We start from the raw sequence: 16,006 nt of genomic DNA on the forward strand, positions 1-16,006 counted from the left end.
CGGTCCCGCAAAACACCTGAATTCAAGGGAGCGCCTTGAACATGTCGTCCTTTTGCCCTTCCCGAACAAGTACCGTTCCACACAAGTTTGCGATGGCTTCTGCTGTTGCGACAGCGCCGTTTTGTGAAGCCTCTCGATTCAAGGACTTGTGAGCCGCACGCATATTCTCACGGGTCTCACTTTGCAGCATCCGGTCGAGACTGCTTTTAAGATCAAACGCAGCGGTATGCCTGACCAGTAAACCGAGGTTCTGTGCAACCGCGAAGCGTGCTCGCAAGATCTGCTGGTCTTGCTGTGCGTGTTCGTTTGGGATCCAGATTGTCGGCAAGGCTGCACGCACATGTTCTGCGAACGTATTGTAACCGGCTGCAGCGACTGCAAAATCAAACGCCCGCAGGAACTTGGAAAAGGGGTATTCGGTAAGCCGCGCAACACCGGCAGGCAAATCCAATGCCTCTGCGGAAATGCGCCACTGCGCAACGGTGACACCTATGCCACTCCGCCCGTGGAGGTGGGTAAGCGCTCGCGTAGTCATGTTGCCTGTATCGATGTTGTTTCCGGCGCCCAATGCAACCAGGATATTCGTCTGGTCCGGATCAAGGCCAATCCGTTCACAGGCATCGGACCGATCGAGGAGTTCTTGGCCGTCCAATAGCGTGATGGGCGCAACCTCACGCGTATCTGGCCGCAGAGCGACTGTCGGGCCGTCGTCACGTGCCCAGGCAAGTTCGCCGGGTTCAACAATCAGGTCGAACGCCTTTCCCCGCTCCAGAGCTTCGAGATCCCGATTGGGTCCCCAAAACGCCCGCCGGATCCAAACGCGCCCCACATCCGGACATGCTTCCATTGCCTTCATAAGTCCGACAAATGGAACATTTCCGTCAAAGACGACCGCCCGAGGGCGATAGAAGGCAATCGCCGTTTCGAGCGCGTCGGCAAGGGCGGCGTTCCAGTGCTCTTTTCGTTCTCCATAGGCAGCGTGATACGGCAAGTGCTCGGCGACAAAGCCGTGTGCACCAATGATATCGATCGCTTTCGAGTGGCTCAGAAAGACCGGCGTGATCCGAGGCGGCAAACGGCGCGCAACAGCAAGTTGCCGCGTCAGGTGACCAAGGCCGACACCATTCGTGGAGAAGAACAGCGCAGTGGAATTTGGTGTCGCGTGAACGGCGGGCGCAAAAGAGTTCTCACGCGGTTTTCCAATCAAAAATTTCAACCACTTGACCGCAGCATTCGCCGAGAAGGCCGTGACGATCAGATCCTCGGCACCGTCTCGAAGATCAGAAGCAAGATCCGGATTGTCGTAAAACTCAAGTGCACGCTGATTTAGTTCAGAGGAACGGCCATAAATTGCCGTGCCGGAGAAGACAGTCCGGAATTCTGGTTCCAGAAAGGGAACAACACGACTTCGGAGCGCATAAAGGACTTCAATCGGGCAGGGATCTTCGGCCGCGGTGTCGGCATTGGCAAGGATGTCAATCTTCGCAAGAAAATCCGCCAATGAAATTTCGGTGTCGGGCCAGACTTGCATGGGTGCGGCTTGCGGCCAGCTTGGACGATGTGCGTCCGGAGCCAATCTCAGGCGCCACATCACGTTTGCTGAACCAAAGTCATATTCTTCGTTCTCGCCCCAGTCCTTCGGAAACACCGTCCTCGCGCGCGAAACGCGCGCCATGCCAACGCTCGGCCTGGCCCATTCAGTCGCTTCGCGCATCCTTGGCGTGTACGTTGGCACGACAGATACCCAGTCTTTTTCGGTCGTCGGCCAATGGGGGGCGGCAAAAAAAAGTGCGTCCCGGGAGATCTTTGTGTTCGGCGCCCAGACGATGGAACCGCCTAACACCTCCTCGGCATAACTGCGCATGAGTTCTCGCTGTCGTGGCGTAAGCGAGGTGAACGATGCCGGCCGCTCGAGTGTAACGACACGATGCTCTGCCCTGATATCGCATGCAGGGTTCACTGGTGCCGCAAAGAGCCGGTCGTCTAAGCCGAGAGCAAGGGCACACTCGACAACGGCTCCCGGTGCCAATCGCGTAATCCGCGCGTCCTCGAAGAGACGTCGGTAACAAGGATCCAGAGTGTAGGGATCTGACTTGATGGCCGGCGATGCAACCGGCAACAATCCAATGCTATAGCCTTCCGCAGCAAAAGCCTTAAGCGCAGCCGCATGAGATGGGGATGCGACATCCCCTTTCCGGATGTCCGCAAGGACGCAGACATCAAGCCTTGTGGCGGATGAACGAGCCAATTAGGTCAGCCCGGTCAGGCTGCCCGGCAAGTCAGACCCGATGGCAACGAACCTTGTCCACGTGGTCCGAACTTGGTGCCTGTAAGCGTGGATAGGCGACCGTCGCGCGTTTTCACGGTCAGAATGTAGATGCCATCGCGACCGGAGTTTCTCAAGACACCATCATCACCGGGTGTAAGTTGTAGGTACGCATCAAGGCTGACCGTCTGGCTCTGTCCGTCGGCGTTTCGTCCGCTTGCCGGAATGGGTGCAAACTCACCCCCCGCACTGCGACGGCACTCAACGGCACGCGTTACGCGACCGCTATAGCGCAAGATCCGGGTTCCGTCGGATGTCTGCGTAACTTGCCTGAAGCCGAGTTGCTGAAGACGCGCGACCTCTTCATTGATCGAAACGTCAGGACGATTGACGCTAACACAGCCGGTCAGGAAAACCATGAAGACGATTAGAGCCGCAGTGCTTTTGATCATGGGATTCCCGCCTGTGTCTCATTTCATTTGTGTAAGTGTCGACAGGATGTCGAGCGTGATGTCATCACCTGGCGCGGAAAGACCGCGACTGGAAAAGGCATCGTTCAAGGCCCTGCGCGTTGCAGGGCCGTACTGTCCGTCAGCTGTGCCTGACAAAACGCCCAGCCTGAGAAGAATCGTCTGCGCAGCGGCAACGCGCTCCTTTTGGCTGTAGGACGACGTGTTTTTACCGACGGTTTCGGCCAGATTTGCGTCGTCGCTCAGCCCGAGCGCCGTTGCATACCACACAAGAGCTGCCAAGCGGTCCTTCGGAACGCCGCGACCTGCTTCGCTCATCCTGGCCAGATCCAGCGCGGCCCAGGGCACACCGCCTTCGGCGGCAACTCGGAACCAGCGCGCAGCTTCTTCAAAATTCGGCTCAGCGCCTTCTGAAGACGCCCAGGCGCGCCCGGCGTCCCGCGCGGTCCACGGATTCTTTTCAGCTTCCGACGCAAAGAGATCACGCGCTCTGGAAACGTCCTTGGGGACGCCTCGCCCCTCGAACAAAAGCTTACCAAGGCCGCGGCCTGCGCCATAGACCTCTTCTGAGACGGCCCGCTCGAAAAGTGTTGCGGCGCGGCCCGGATCATCGAAAAGCGGGTGCCGAGAAGCATAGACGCGCCCAAGGCGGTAAAACGCTTCGGAATCGCTTTCGCGCGCTGCCCGCGTGAAAAGGCGGACGGCGGCTTCGATGTCCTGATCAACCCCCTGCCCCGCTTCATACATGATCCCGAGCCGCGTAAGCGCATTCGGCACACCGCGGCCAGCCGCCGTCTCGAACCAGAACCGGGCTTCCTCGAAATCTTGCGGAACTTCGTCGCCCCTCTGATACATGCGAGCGAGGCGTGTTTGCGCCGTCAGCTCCCCGCTTTTCGCGGCAGCCGTGTACCAGTTGACCGCCTCGTTCGGGTCTTTCTCGACACCAAAGCCCTTTTGGTAGAATTCGGCGATATTGGTCATCGCCCAGTCGTTTCCGAGATCCGCGCCTTCGCGATAAAACTCAAGAGCCTTGCCATAGTCCTGAGGCACGCCGACACCTGCACGGTAGATCCACGCCAGTGCCGTGTAGGCCGCTGTTTCACCTCGGTCCGCGGCTTCTTCAAACAGTTCCTTTGCGCGGGCGAAGTCGCGCGGCACCGCTTGGGCATCAAGATGCATTTGTCCAAGGTAAACCATTGCGGATGCATAGCCTGCATCAACAGCCTTTTGCTGCCATTCAATCGCTTTGTCGTAATCGCCGGCAGAACGATAGGCGCGGGCGAGCTGCGCCCAGAACCGCTCCACATCCGGATAGTTGGCAACGGCGATTTCACACACTTCAATCGCGGCGTCGAAGTTCCGGTCAATGATGAATTGCCGTGTTCCCGCCGTTACGCGTTGGCTGTCATAGGGATTGCCAGCAAGAATATCGCAGGCATCAACATAAACATCCAGCTGCGCCTCGACCGGGGACGTGTTCCCTTCATCGCCTAAGGCAACACTTCGGAATTTGTCACGTCCGCCATTGGAGCCAATCTGCGGCGTGTAGGACAGTTCATTGTCATCTGCGAGCCAGTGCACTGTGCCGCCATGAATAGGCTTGCCAGTGCTTTCCGTTACCACGCCAAGGCGGGAAGCACTTTCGACGTAAATCCAACCGGCCTCGCCCCGATTACTGTTAAGCGGTTTCGTGCCAACGCCTATGGGCACCGTGACCTGTGCTGCGTTGATCGCGGCCTCGAACTCTTCGCGCACACCATCTTCAAGCGCACCGGTTTCCCGGCGCTCCGCACCCGGAAGCGTGGTATCTGAAACAAGGATCGCATCGGGATCGCCGCCCAGCTGTTTCAGCTGTTCCTTGGCATCTTCCACAAATGCGCCGGCCGGCATTGTGCGGATATAAGACGCAAACGCTTCTGCCCTGTCGCTTTCGCGAATGGAGCGCCAGAAAGTCCGGTCGATTACGCGGCGCGGCGGAAGACCGCCGAGCGTGTCGGAGGCAATGGACATGCCGGTCGTAGCGGCACGCAGGTCGTCGATCTCCGGCATGAAATAAAAGCGGCTCTCCAGCGTGCTGGTCGTCCAGGTAATCTGCTCCCCAGCAGTGGTTTCCCTGACGTGCCCCCGGATACGGCGGAACAGGTCGATGATTTCCAGACCCGGCTCGCTAATGTTGTCGGCGATCGCTTGTGTGTAGGGACTATGCCGACCTTCGCCATCATAGGCCACAGACCCTGGCGCCGTCGCAAAACTGATGATCGTTTCGGTATCACCTGCCGTCATCTCCGCCAGACCGCCGCGGCTTGACTGGGACAATTGTTCCAGGCCGCGGGAAACTTCTTCGCGCGAAGCGCCCAGACTGATCGCTCTCGACGCAATGGTCTCCGTTTCTTCTTCGGTAATTTCGCCGAACGGATTGTTGCGGCAGGCATCGAGTAGAACGATGTTCAGCTTTGCGCCTGAATTGGACATGATATCCACGAAGAGCTGTGCATCGATTGACTGCTCGACGAGTTCCTCGACCGACTTGGGCGCGACTGATACAGGCAGCAGATAGTTGCGCCCGCCAATCTGCACGCCGTGCCCGGCGTAGTAGAACAAAGCTTCACTGCCTTCGCGCAACCTGCTGCGAAAAGTGGCAAGGTCGGCGAGCATCTTTTCGCGATCGCCGTCGGTCGTTTCGATGACCTCAAATCCGGCTTCCCACAACTTCTCGGCCACGAGTTCCGCGTCATTGACCGGATTGGGCAAGGGCGCAACTGAGCGATAGGCGGAATTGCCGATTACAAGGGCGACCCGTGATGTCGAGTTTGCCAGCGCATCGCCCGTTTGCGCTTCAGCGGGCCCGAACAGGACCATTACTGCAACGGCAACAACGCTTGTGGACTTGAGCAAAAACCGTATCGGTTGCTGCATAGATCTTCTCAATAAAGGCCTGGCAGTCGAGACTGACGTCCGGTCACGGACGCTGCAGCGCCCTGGTTAAAGGTCCTGATAATGTCGTCCCGGGACAGTCCCGGGTTTTCGCGCATCAACCGAAATTCGACCAGCGCGAGAAAAGCTGCATTCGCCTCCGGGCCATCCGGGTTTGCGCGCAAATAGGCGCGGGCGGAAGCCGCCGTGTCGAACTGCTTGGAGTTTTGTGCAGCCGCGCTGCTAAGCGGGATGCCGAGCACGCTCAGCATTGCCAGTATTTTCCCAAGGACCCATCGTGCCATGGCCGCACTCACCCGAATTGATTGTCGAATAAAAAATCAGAAATCTTCTGATTGATTAGAGGCGACGCCGGATATCGTGTCAACCCTCGCCCGCGCTGTAGGATCATGCATGATAGTTGCTGGTCGCGAGTGCACAGACGTGCCAAGGTGTCCCATGAGCAATTTCGCCTTTCTAAACCCAGTTCCAATAACGTTTTTTCCTGACTACAGGACCTCGAACCCATATCAAAAGCTGCTCTACGAAGCCCTGGAGCCTATGTTTGAGGCAGAACCCGGAACCATCGAAGATGCGCTCGATATGCAGGCAGCCTCTCCTTCAAAGCAGCGTCTGTTTCATCTGCACTGGGAGCATGCAGTCTACGAGAGACAAACCGAACCGAAGCCTATTGAGCGCTTTCTCAACCAGCTGGACAGCTTTCGTGCGGCTGGCGGCAAGGTCATCTGGACGATACACAATCTGAGCCCGCATGACGAAAGCAAACGCGGCTCAAATAACGATCTTCAAAAAGGTCTCTTGGAACTTGCCGATGTCCTGCACCTGCATTCGCTCCCTGCGCTTGCCGCTGCAAAGGCCAAACTCAATCTTCCTGGCAGAAAAATTCGCGTAATACCTCATCAGAACTACACGGGTGCCTACCCTTTTTTCGTTCGCGAGGTTGCCCGGGAGAGTTTGGGCTTGCCGGAAGCCGGCATGATAGCTTTGTGTCCGGGCCGGATTGCTCCTTATAAGCAGCCAAACGAGCTCATCGAGGCATTCCTCGCAATCGCCAAAGCCAATGACCGGTTGATAATCGCCGGACACACGGAGAAAGACCTCGAAATCGAACTTCCTGAAGACAATCGTTTGGTTTATCGAAACGGCTTTGCAACGCCGGAAGAGGTTGGCAAATTGCACGCGGCTGCGGACTTTATCGTTCTGCCGTATCGCGCGTCACTCACGTCTGGTTCGGCCATCCTGGCCGCGACGCTCGGGCGCGCCGTCCTCGGCCCCGACACCCCAGGGTTGCGCGACGTGGTTGAGCAGGAGAGCACCGGGTTGCTCTATCAACCGGGTAATCTTCACGGAGCCCTTCGGGTGGCGCTTGGCACCGATGCGAAGACCTGGGCCGAACGAGGACGTGCAGCGGCACATGCGAGCGCAGCACGTGATGCAGTGATCGTTGCATCCGCATGGCATGACGTTATGACAACGCTTGTGGCTCCGGTATGCAGGCCGCGGGGAACATGACATGAAAAACCTATTTTCAAACGCACGCTGGACCGGCGTCACCGAGACAGAAAAACTGCCCCCCGACGAAGCTGCGTGGCCGTTCAATGCGGACAGCCACGTGATCGAAGGTATCGTCAGCGAGGATCAACCTTTATCCATCATGCTCGTAAATCTGTGTGGCCTCGATTGGACGGAGATCCAGCCGCTGTTACCGGTTGCAAGGGATGGGGCAAGCGAACAGAACATGCTGGCAGTGCTTGTCGTCGACCTGATGGACCTTGTGCCATTACACAATTCTGAGTTCGCTTATGACACATTGCCAAACCTAGCCGCCAATATGGCTCACTTGCCCGACCTGGACTGGAGCGCCTATTTCGCACGGCGCAAGGAGTTGCTGATCGAGAAATGGTCTCCGGAGGCCATCGTACATCTCGGCAGCGACCGGAACTGGTGAAGCTATGCTCGAACTGTCAAAGTGCGATGCGGTTTTCCTGAGCTTCGACGAGCCGAATGCGGACGTTCATTTTTCGCGTGTTCAGGAACTTTTGCCAAATGCAATGCGTGTACACGGCGTCAAGGGCTTTGATGCGGCTCACCGCAAGGCAGGTCAGATCAGCAGCAGCGCCCATGTCATCACGATCGACGCCGACAATCTATTGACCGACGAGAGTTTCTTCTCAGGCCGCTTCGACATTGCCCCGCGTGACCGAAGTGCCGTGTTTTCTTTCAGTGCCCGCAACGTGCTCAATGCGCTTGAATACGGCAATGGCGGTGTCAAGATTTGGCCGCGCGAAACCCTCCTGACCCTTCGTTCACACGAGAATGCTCGTCGGCCGGAGGCAGCCGTCGATTTCTGCTGGACGACGCCATACTATCAGGTGAAGCGTGTGCTATCGGAAGTGCACATGACAGCGACCCCGTTTCAAGCGTTTCGCGGCGGTTTTCGCGAGGGCGTTAAGTTGAACCTGGCCGACGGGACGCTTGCCGCCAAGGCCTATCCAAATTTGCCCAAGGGCAAGGCCATTCTGAAACATGCCGGTGCCGCCAGTTATGAACGCCTTCGGATCTGGTGCAGCGTTGGCATGGACGCTCCAAACGGCGACTGGGCAATTCTCGGAGCGCGGCTCGGCTGCGTCATGACCGCTCTCGAATCTTTCGAACACAGGCTTGTCTCCGACTACGAATGGATCGACAGCTTTTGGAGAGACAAAATTCTTGCGGATTGGCAAGAGGATGGTTCAAGGCTTCAGGCAATCGTTGATCTCGGAAAACGCCTCAACGAGGAGCTGGAACTCGATATAGCGGATTTGAGCCCGGACGCATCACGTTTCTTGAAATCAGTCTATCACGTGAAGCGGGATTTCGGACTACGCGTCACTGTCTAGGAGCCTTGCCGGGGCTTTTGATCAACACTCTAGTCGACATCCTCACGAACGACAAAAACGGAACAGCCCGCCCTGCGGACAACCCTGGAGGCCGTGGATCCCAGGAAGTAGTCCTGCGCTGAGGGATGGTGGGAGCCGACGAGTATAAGATCCGTTTCATTCGCCTCCGCAAATGCCGCGATCTGGACGCCTGGCTTTCCGGTGACAACCTTGCAGCTGATTTGCGGATCATTTTCTGCCACCGCCCTCAGCTTGTCGGAAACCTTCTGCGTCAGATGATTGTCGATTTTCAAATCGACAAATTCGGACACGAACCCCGGAATATTCTCCAGGACCGTCAGGAGTGTGATCTGACCGTCCGGTGCCAGGAGATGCCGCGCAAGCTCGAGTTTGCGCGCAACAAGCGTTTCGTGGTCAAGCGCGACCGGAATGAGAATGTGCTTATACATCTTGTCGGAACTCCCCGTTTCCGTGATCTGCTCAGACCCTGCTTTTTTATGATTCACCAGCAGCGAGCCGTTCGAGCGCATCCAGGTAACGAACCGGTACATCAATACCGTTCTCCTGCGCATCTCGAATGGCAGTCGCGCGGCGTTCGCCTGGAAGCCTTGCCCCGTCCTGCGATGCGATTAGCGTAAGAAGGCCTTCCAGCCGTGCTCCGAAATGCTCATCAAGCGGCTTCATCGCGATGAGGAACTGCCCGACGCCGGGAGGTGGCCCATCGCTCTTGAAAAACGAAGAGGCTTCCTGACTGTAGGAAGCGCCTGTCATGACCGATGCCAGGATTTCAACCAGCAGCGCCAGGGCGGTTCCTTTCGCCCCGCCAATGGGAAGCATTGTGCCCTGAAGCGCTCTTTCAGGATCGGTTGTCGGATTGCCATCACCGTCAAGTGCCCACCCTTCCGGTATTGGCTTACCCGCCTTGTGCGCGCTCATGACTTTGCCACGCGCAACCCTGGACAAGGAGAGATCCGCGACCAGCGGGTCCCTGCCGGGGCGCGGTACGGCAAATGCGATAGGATTGGTTCCAAAAACAGCCTTTTTGGCACCGAACGGCGCCATCGCAGCCGGCGTGTTTGCCACCATCAGCGCAACGAGCCCCTGCCGGGCGAGTTTTTCCACTTGAACGGACAAGGCACCACAATGATGGGAGCGTGTAATTCCCATTGTCGCGCATCCGTGTTGGTGGGCAAGCGCTGCACCCTGTTCAATGATCTGATCGAGGGCAGGATACGCGAAGCCGTTTCCGGCATCTGCGAGAAGGCTTGCCGAACCGGTCGTGCGGATCTCGGCAACAGCAGCTGCCTTTATCTTGCCGCTGCGAACCTGTGCGGCATAATCCTCGACACGCGAAAAGCCGTGTCCCACCTGCCCTTCCGCTTCTGCCGCAACGAGAGCCGCGGCGACCGACTGTGCGCTGGCCTCAGGCACGCCAACCGCGACAAATGCAGAGCGTATCAGGCTCGTCGCTTCTTCAAGGCTCAGGCGCTTGGTCGGATCCATTGAGTTTTCCCTGGTTGCCGGATGGCTGACGTGTCAGCCATCCGCTGGACATATCAGGCGCTACGATAGAGCTTGGTCATGGAGAATTCACGGTGGCCCAAAGCCTCGGCTGCGGTGTTGCGGCCATTTGCCGTTCTGCGGATCATGTCGATCAGCTCATCGCCCGCCTCGTCGATCGTCATTTCCCGTCTCAGAATGCCGGATACGTCCACATCGACATGCTCGCTCATGGTGCGAACCGTGCGTGGATTTGCCGTGATCTTGATGACCGGCACAATCGGGTTTCCAACAACGTTGCCCTGCCCGGTCGGGAAGGTATGGATGACCGCACCGCCGGCCGCCATAAGCGTCACGCACTCGGCCGCGGCTGAAGAGGAGTCCATGAAGTAGAGCCCCTTACCGGACTTGGGCGCTTCCGCCGGCTCGAGAATGTCGATGTATTGCGACGTGCGTCCGATCTTTTCCAGATTACCGAGCGCTTTTTCCTCGATGGTCGTAAGGCCACCTTCGATATTTCCCTTGGTCGGCTGACTGTCGGAGAGGTCATCTGTCTGGTGGGCGAAAATGACGTCGTCCTGATAGGCCTTCCACATCTTGTACCAGCGTTCACCAACCTCTTCGTTTATCGCCCGTTTCTGGCAGATATGTTCTGCGCCTGTAATTTCGGAGGTCTCGCCGAAAAAGCCCGTTATCCCTTCAGGCAACAGCTTGTCATACATGTTGCCGACGGTCGGACATGATCCGAGACCTGTCGTGGTGTCGCTCTCGCCGCATTTTGTGGAAACCCAGATATCGGAGATGGAACATTCTTCACGCTGAAGCTCAGTCGACCAGTGCACGAATTCCTTTGCTTTCCAGGACGCCGCGCGGATCGTCTCGAAGTCTCCGTTCTGCTCGATCGAAAACTCGGCCACCGGTTTACCGGTTTCACGGATCCCGTCAGCAATGCGCTTCGTCCAGCCGGGCTCGATGCCGATCACGACCACAGCGGCGACATTGGGGTTCGCACCGGTCCCGATCATGGTGCGGAAATGCAGCTCCAGGTCCTCACCGAACTGTAGACGGCCATAAGCGTGCGGGATCGCCATTGTTCCTTTCACGTTATTGGCAACCGCTTCGCAAGCCGCGTTTGAGATATCGTCAACCGGAAGGATGACGACGTGGTTGCGCACACCGACCCGGCCGTTCTCGCGCCGGAAAGCCTTGACCGTGATGTTGGAATACTTGGAAGTCATGGGCACGGCTCCTTACCAGCGTTTCGTTTTGCAATTGTGGGTATGGACATGGCCGCCCTTTGGAATGTCGGCAATGATCTTTCCGATATCCTCACCGTATTTGATAGCTGTGTCGCCATTGATGAGATCCTTAAGCGCGATCTTATGCCCGATCGGCACATCCGCGCCCGCTGTGAGCCTGAACGTGGAATTGTCATGCGTTACACAGCACAGCATATCGGTGCCCGCAGTCAGACCCTCCACAACGACCACGCCGACATTGTCGGCATGTTCATGGACGAGCAGGTGGGGGATTTCAGACATGAATGTCTCCTTAAGTGTCTGGTGTCAGTAGAATTTTTGGCACGGATACTTGTCCGGCACGAAGATCGGAAAAAGCTCTCAACCCCTCAGACAGGGGGCGAAGTTCGACCCAGTCGAGCGTGCCAAGACGCCCGTCGAACATGGCCGCCGCCGTATCGCGGAAGTCCTGCGCCGTGTAGGTATAGGTACCGATAAAAGTGATCTCTTGAAGCGTGATCCGCCGAATATCGAGACCGCCGTCAGCTGAACCGAGCCCGATATGCGCAATGACGCCACCTGGCTTGACACGTGCTGAAGCTGCAACGCGAGTTGCAGCAAACCCGACGCCATCAACGACGACATCATAAAGACCGCTGTCCTCCGCCGCCTCAGGTGTCAGCACCTCAATACCGCAAGCGTTTGAGAGGAATTGCGCCCTTTCCGGGTTCGGTTCCACGAGCCGAACAGTGGATATGCCGTGCGCCTTCAGCGAGAGCGCGGCTCCAAGGCCGATTGCGCCACCCCCGATTGCAAGAGCGCGAACAGAAGCCGGATCCCCAGCGATAGCCTGCCGGGCAAGCCGCACCGCATGCCAGCCGCAGGCAATCGGTTCGGCAAGCGCGGCCTGCGCATCGCTGACATGATCGGGAACCGTAACCAGGTTCTTTTCCGGCATTGCCAGATACTCTGCAAAACCGCCTTCTCGTGGCGGCATCGAAATGATCTGCCGGTTGGCACAAAGATTGTCTCTGCTTGTCCGGCACATTTCACAAACACCGCAGCTGACAAGCGGATTAACGGTAACCCGCCGTCCCGCAGACGGGCCCGAAATGACAGTACCGGCGACCTCGTGCCCGAGAATAAGGGGCGCTGGGCGGCGCTCATCGTGGCCGAGAAAGGCATGCATGTCCGAACCGCAAATGCCCGTGTGGGCAACCTGGACGAGGACCTCGTCATCAGCCGGTACAGGGTCGGCAACATCCTTGAAGGACTGTGTTTCGGGTCCTGTGTAAACGAGCGCTTTCATTTTGCCGTAAAGCCTCCGTCAACCATCAGGACCTGCCCCGTGACAAAAGCAGAGGCATTGGAACAAAGGAACAGAAGCGGCCCGTCCATGTCTTCCAGTTCTCCATTGCGCCCGATGCAGGTTTGACCGGCATTGCGCCGCGCCCGTTCGTCATCTTCAAAAACGGCTGCCGTCAATTCCGTCGGGAAAAAACCCGGGCCGATGGCATTCACGTTTATTCCGTCTTTCGACCACGCCTCGGCCATTGCGCGCGTTAGCTGACCGATGCCTCCCTTGGACGCACCATATGCAATTCCACCCGGAAACGCGCGCGTCGTCTGAAGAGACGCGAAGGTGACGATCCGTCCCCACCCTTTTTCGCGCATGGCCGGAACAAAGGCCTGGCTGAGAAAAAACGGAATTGTGAGATTAAGGCTGAGTGTGATGTCCCAGCCCTCCGGTGTCACCTCGTCTGCGACCTGCCGCGTGTTGATACCTGCTGCATGAACCAGTATCTGCGGTGGCCCGAATGGCCCTGCGATGTTTCCCGCAATGGCGCCCAGAGACGCTCGATCCGAGAGATCCGCCGTCACTGAAGCCGTTTGACCACCGGCATCCCGGCGCCAGGCCTCAAGATCAGCGGAGCGCCGCGCAACCCCGACAACGGACGCCCCGGCTTGTGCCAGCGCCGTTGCCGCGCGCCTGCCAAGACCCGAGCTTGCCCCGGTCACGCACGCAACCTTGCCTGTAACATCGAACAAGGCAGACATGTCATCAGGCCCCGGGATCCGCGCTCAGGTCGAAGTTTTCCTCCGGGAAATACTTCTTCAGCCGGATATCGGCCGTTCTGGCGTGGCCTTCCATCCCCTCAAGCCTCGAGATCCGCGCCGTTGCCTCGGCAACCGGTTTTGCGCCGTCCCGCGTCGCCCGCTGCCATGTGACGATTTTCATGTATTTGTGGACCGACAGACCACCGGTGTAACTGGCCGCCCCTGAGGTCGGCAGCACATGGTTTGTTCCGGACGCCTTGTCGCCAAAAGCAACGGTGGTTTCCTCGCCCAGGAAAAGCGAGCCGTAGCAGGAAAGCCTGTCCAGCCACCAGTCGAGGTCCTGTGCCTGCACGGTCAGGTGTTCAGGTGCATAGCTGTCTGATGTCGCCGCCATCTCTTCGCGCGTACCGCACAGGATGACCTCCGCATAATCCCGCCACGCAGCTGTCGCGTTATCGCGATTGACCTCCGGAAGATCCGCAATCAGCTCTGGCACGAGGTCCATGACCCTTTCCGCCAGAGCCTTCGAATCCGTGACGAGCCAGACCGGCGAATTGTAACCGTGCTCCGCCTGACCGACCAGATCAGCCGCAACAACAGCAGCGTCGGCCGTACCGTCGGCCAGGATCAGACTGTCTGTCGGGCCAGCGATCATATCGATACCGACCCGGCCGAACAGGATGCGCTTGGCTTCCGCGACAAACTGGTTGCCCGGTCCGACGAGAATATTGGCACGCGGCAACCCGAATAAACCGAAGGTCATTGCCGCCACGCCCTGAACACCACCCATCGCGAGAATCCTGTCCGCACCACAGACCTTCGCAGCGTGAATGATGGCCGGGTTGATGCCGACGCCCGGGCGCGGCGGCGAACAGGCAATGATGTTCTTGCACCCAGCCACCTTTGCGGTCGTGACGGTCATGATCGCGCTGGCTATATGAGAATATCGCCCTCCAGGGATATAGCATCCCGCTGTTTCGACCGGGATGCTCTTTTGCCCCGCAATCAGACCAGGGATCACCTCAACTTCAATGTCCTGGCAGGTCTGCTTCTGGGCCTCTGCAAAACGTTTAACGTTGGCATGCGCAAACGCGATGTCCTGCTTGAGTTTTTCGGGAACGACCGCAGATGCAGCCGCTATGGCGGCATCGTCCAGAAGAATGTCCCCGTCATACTTGTCGAACTTGGCTGCGTATTCGAGTGCAGCCGCGTCTCCACCGGCTTCGATCGCATCCAGGATATCCTGTACGATTTTCGTGGTCTCGGATGCGTCGGTCTTCGAGGTTCGAACCGCTTTTTTCAAATATTCAACTGTCATTTCAGGCCTACTTGTAAATGTCCGGAAGCAGCGTGGTGGAGATTGCCGGTACGTAGGCAATCAACAGTGTCACGAGCAGCATGAAGAGCACGAATGGCACGGCGCGTGCGGCGATCTTCAAGATAGACTCTCCTGTCAGGCCAGACACTACAAAAAGGTTCAGCCCGAGTGGTGGAGTAATAAATCCGACGCCAAGCGCAGTGATCATCATGATACAGAACTGGATCTCGTTCATGCCGATATTGTCGGCAAGAGGCTTCAGGATCGGTGCCAGGATCACGATATTGGGCGTGGTCTCCATGACGCAGCCCGCGGCGATGAGGATCAGGATCATCATAAGGATCAGGATCGCCGGCTCATTGGTCAGTGACGTCAGTGCATAGACGAAGCCCTGCGGCACGCCGAGAATGGCAAGCGCCTGGGCAAGCGGCAACGAGAAGGCGATGATGGGAACAATAACGCCATTGACCTTTGCCGAACTCACCAGCATCGCCGGGAAGTCAGAGAGCTTCAGGGTACCGAGCAGGAAACCCATGGTGATCGTGATCATCACGGCAACAGCCCCTGCCTCGGTCGGCGTCAGACGGCCGGAAAAGATTCCGTAGAAGATGACACCTGGGACAATGAACGCATACCAACCGGACTTGAGCGCTTTACCGAGGTTTGCCGCCCATTCGCCAAAGGTCATGAGCCCGCCGCCCTCGTAGGCGTAGATCCTGTTCATGACGATATTGGTTACGAGAATGGACACAAGGATGGCAATGCCGGGGATAAGCGCGGCAAGAAACAGTGTCGAGGCCGAGATCCCAAGCACGAGCCCGATGATGATATAGGCAATCGACGGCGGGATCAGGATACCGGTACAAGCGCCGGCGGCAACAAGAGCGCATGCGTAAGGACGCGGGTAACCGCTTTCGACAAGCCGATCGATCGTCATCCTGCCAACCGCGGCCGCACCGGCCGCATCCGAACCCGAAATCGCGGAAAACATCCCGCAGACAAGAACGGTCGCGGAACCGAAGCCCCCTTTCGCCCAGCATGTCAGCGCTTCTGCCACGTCGAGAAACTTGCGGCTGAGTCCCGTGCGCACGAGAACGTCACCGGTCAGGATGAAGAGCGGGACCGCAGTCAGAGCAAAGTGATCGATGCCGTGGAAGAGGCTCTCGCCGACAAGCGACAGCGGTAAGGCACCGGAGATCATAAGCATCGCGATGGCCGCGGCACCGATGGCGGCCCAGACCGGGACCGCGAGCGCGACAAGAAGGACGAATATCAGAACCGGACCGTAAAAGTCCCAGCCAAGTTCGACGGTTTGCTGCTGAAGTTGGTTCCAAAGCATGGTC

General features: G+C 57.9%; 15 protein-coding genes. 3 read left to right on the forward strand and 12 right to left on the reverse strand.

The window, feature by feature from the left end; genetic code table 11:
* Positions 1–22: 22 nt before the first annotated feature.
* Genes ABVF61_RS05645 through ABVF61_RS05660 form a run of 4 tightly spaced genes read right to left on the reverse strand, consistent with a single transcriptional unit; the run spans position 23 to position 5,954 of the window.
* Complete coding sequence (locus ABVF61_RS05645) at positions 23–2,248, reverse strand: glycosyltransferase (protein WP_353992542.1); 2,226 nt, start codon at positions 2,246–2,248, stop codon at positions 23–25.
* A 14-nt stretch (positions 2,249–2,262) separates the two neighbouring features.
* Positions 2,263–2,718, reverse strand: a complete 456-nt coding sequence (locus tag ABVF61_RS05650) for a hypothetical protein (RefSeq protein WP_353992543.1) — start codon at positions 2,716–2,718, stop codon at positions 2,263–2,265.
* Positions 2,719–2,736: 18 nt separating this feature from the next.
* The gene (locus tag ABVF61_RS05655) at positions 2,737–5,652 is read right to left on the reverse strand and encodes a caspase family protein (RefSeq protein ID WP_353992544.1); all 2,916 of its coding nucleotides are present in this window, start codon (positions 5,650–5,652) and stop codon (positions 2,737–2,739) included.
* Positions 5,653–5,660: 8 nt separating this feature from the next.
* Positions 5,661–5,954, reverse strand: coding sequence for a hypothetical protein (locus ABVF61_RS05660; protein ID WP_353992545.1), 294 nt, complete (start codon positions 5,952–5,954; stop codon positions 5,661–5,663).
* Between the two features lie 256 nt (positions 5,955–6,210).
* Between ABVF61_RS05660 and ABVF61_RS05665 the strand changes: the two genes are divergently transcribed.
* The 3 genes from ABVF61_RS05665 to ABVF61_RS05675 are packed head-to-tail and all read left to right on the forward strand — an operon-like array spanning position 6,211 to position 8,549.
* On the forward strand, positions 6,211–7,182 hold the full coding sequence (locus tag ABVF61_RS05665; protein WP_353992546.1) for a glycosyltransferase: 972 nt from the start codon (positions 6,211–6,213) through the stop codon (positions 7,180–7,182).
* Position 7,183: 1 nt separating this feature from the next.
* Positions 7,184–7,618 carry a hypothetical protein gene (locus ABVF61_RS05670; RefSeq protein WP_353992547.1) on the forward strand — a complete coding sequence of 145 codons (435 nt, stop codon included), beginning with the start codon at positions 7,184–7,186 and terminating at the stop codon, positions 7,616–7,618.
* A gap of 4 nt (positions 7,619–7,622) precedes the next feature.
* Positions 7,623–8,549 (forward strand): hypothetical protein, encoded by a 927-nt coding sequence (locus ABVF61_RS05675; RefSeq protein ID WP_353992548.1) that lies wholly within the window; start codon positions 7,623–7,625, stop codon positions 8,547–8,549.
* Positions 8,550–8,578: 29 nt separating this feature from the next.
* On the opposite strand, the gene ABVF61_RS05680 is transcribed toward ABVF61_RS05675, so the two are convergent.
* The 8 genes from ABVF61_RS05680 to ABVF61_RS05715 are packed head-to-tail and all read right to left on the reverse strand — an operon-like array spanning position 8,579 to position 16,002.
* Positions 8,579–9,100, reverse strand: a complete 522-nt coding sequence (locus tag ABVF61_RS05680; protein ID WP_353992549.1) for a universal stress protein — start codon at positions 9,098–9,100, stop codon at positions 8,579–8,581.
* A complete protein-coding gene (locus ABVF61_RS05685) occupies positions 9,045–10,052 on the reverse strand; it encodes an Ldh family oxidoreductase (protein WP_353992550.1) in 1,008 nt (335 codons plus the stop codon). The genes ABVF61_RS05680 and ABVF61_RS05685 overlap by 56 nt, the downstream gene beginning before the upstream one ends.
* Positions 10,053–10,105: 53 nt before the next feature.
* Complete coding sequence (locus tag ABVF61_RS05690; RefSeq protein ID WP_353992551.1) at positions 10,106–11,287, reverse strand: UxaA family hydrolase; 1,182 nt, start codon at positions 11,285–11,287, stop codon at positions 10,106–10,108.
* 12 nt (positions 11,288–11,299) lie between these two features.
* Positions 11,300–11,590 (reverse strand): UxaA family hydrolase, encoded by a 291-nt coding sequence (locus ABVF61_RS05695; RefSeq protein WP_353992552.1) that lies wholly within the window; start codon positions 11,588–11,590, stop codon positions 11,300–11,302.
* A 10-nt stretch (positions 11,591–11,600) separates the two neighbouring features.
* Positions 11,601–12,596: a zinc-dependent alcohol dehydrogenase gene (locus ABVF61_RS05700; protein WP_353992553.1), complete on the reverse strand. Its 996-nt coding sequence runs from the start codon at positions 12,594–12,596 to the stop codon at positions 11,601–11,603.
* Positions 12,593–13,345: an SDR family NAD(P)-dependent oxidoreductase gene (locus ABVF61_RS05705; RefSeq protein ID WP_353992554.1), complete on the reverse strand. Its 753-nt coding sequence runs from the start codon at positions 13,343–13,345 to the stop codon at positions 12,593–12,595. The genes ABVF61_RS05700 and ABVF61_RS05705 overlap by 4 nt, the downstream gene beginning before the upstream one ends.
* Before the next feature lie 4 nt (positions 13,346–13,349).
* Complete coding sequence (gene hisD / locus ABVF61_RS05710) at positions 13,350–14,663, reverse strand: histidinol dehydrogenase (RefSeq protein WP_353992555.1); 1,314 nt, start codon at positions 14,661–14,663, stop codon at positions 13,350–13,352.
* A 7-nt stretch (positions 14,664–14,670) separates the two neighbouring features.
* Entirely contained in the window at positions 14,671–16,002 is a 1,332-nt protein-coding gene (locus tag ABVF61_RS05715) for a TRAP transporter large permease (RefSeq protein ID WP_353992556.1), read from the reverse strand.
* Positions 16,003–16,006: the final 4 nt, after the last annotated feature.

Source organism: Roseibium sp. HPY-6, from assembly GCF_040530035.1.
GTDB lineage: Bacteria > Pseudomonadota > Alphaproteobacteria > Rhizobiales > Stappiaceae > Roseibium.

Excerpts from the sequence above, each read along its gene's own strand:
- ABVF61_RS05715 (WP_353992556.1), bottom strand. The coding sequence starts at position 16,002 with ATGCTTTGGAACCAACTTCAGCAGCAAACCGTCGAACTTGGCTGGGAC.
- ABVF61_RS05660 (WP_353992545.1), bottom strand. The coding sequence starts at position 5,954 with ATGGCACGATGGGTCCTTGGGAAAATACTGGCAATGCTGAGCGTGCTC.
- ABVF61_RS05685 (WP_353992550.1), bottom strand. The coding sequence starts at position 10,052 with ATGGATCCGACCAAGCGCCTGAGCCTTGAAGAAGCGACGAGCCTGATA.
- hisD (WP_353992555.1), bottom strand. The coding sequence starts at position 14,663 with ATGACAGTTGAATATTTGAAAAAAGCGGTTCGAACCTCGAAGACCGAC.
- ABVF61_RS05690 (WP_353992551.1), bottom strand. The coding sequence starts at position 11,287 with ATGACTTCCAAGTATTCCAACATCACGGTCAAGGCTTTCCGGCGCGAG.
- ABVF61_RS05675 (WP_353992548.1), top strand. The coding sequence starts at position 7,623 with ATGCTCGAACTGTCAAAGTGCGATGCGGTTTTCCTGAGCTTCGACGAG.
- ABVF61_RS05655 (WP_353992544.1), bottom strand. The coding sequence starts at position 5,652 with ATGCAGCAACCGATACGGTTTTTGCTCAAGTCCACAAGCGTTGTTGCC.
- ABVF61_RS05705 (WP_353992554.1), bottom strand. The coding sequence starts at position 13,345 with ATGTCTGCCTTGTTCGATGTTACAGGCAAGGTTGCGTGCGTGACCGGG.
- ABVF61_RS05680 (WP_353992549.1), bottom strand. The coding sequence starts at position 9,100 with ATGTACCGGTTCGTTACCTGGATGCGCTCGAACGGCTCGCTGCTGGTG.
- ABVF61_RS05700 (WP_353992553.1), bottom strand. The coding sequence starts at position 12,596 with ATGAAAGCGCTCGTTTACACAGGACCCGAAACACAGTCCTTCAAGGAT.
- ABVF61_RS05695 (WP_353992552.1), bottom strand. The coding sequence starts at position 11,590 with ATGTCTGAAATCCCCCACCTGCTCGTCCATGAACATGCCGACAATGTC.
- ABVF61_RS05665 (WP_353992546.1), top strand. The coding sequence starts at position 6,211 with ATGTTTGAGGCAGAACCCGGAACCATCGAAGATGCGCTCGATATGCAG.
- ABVF61_RS05670 (WP_353992547.1), top strand. The coding sequence starts at position 7,184 with ATGAAAAACCTATTTTCAAACGCACGCTGGACCGGCGTCACCGAGACA.
- ABVF61_RS05650 (WP_353992543.1), bottom strand. The coding sequence starts at position 2,718 with ATGATCAAAAGCACTGCGGCTCTAATCGTCTTCATGGTTTTCCTGACC.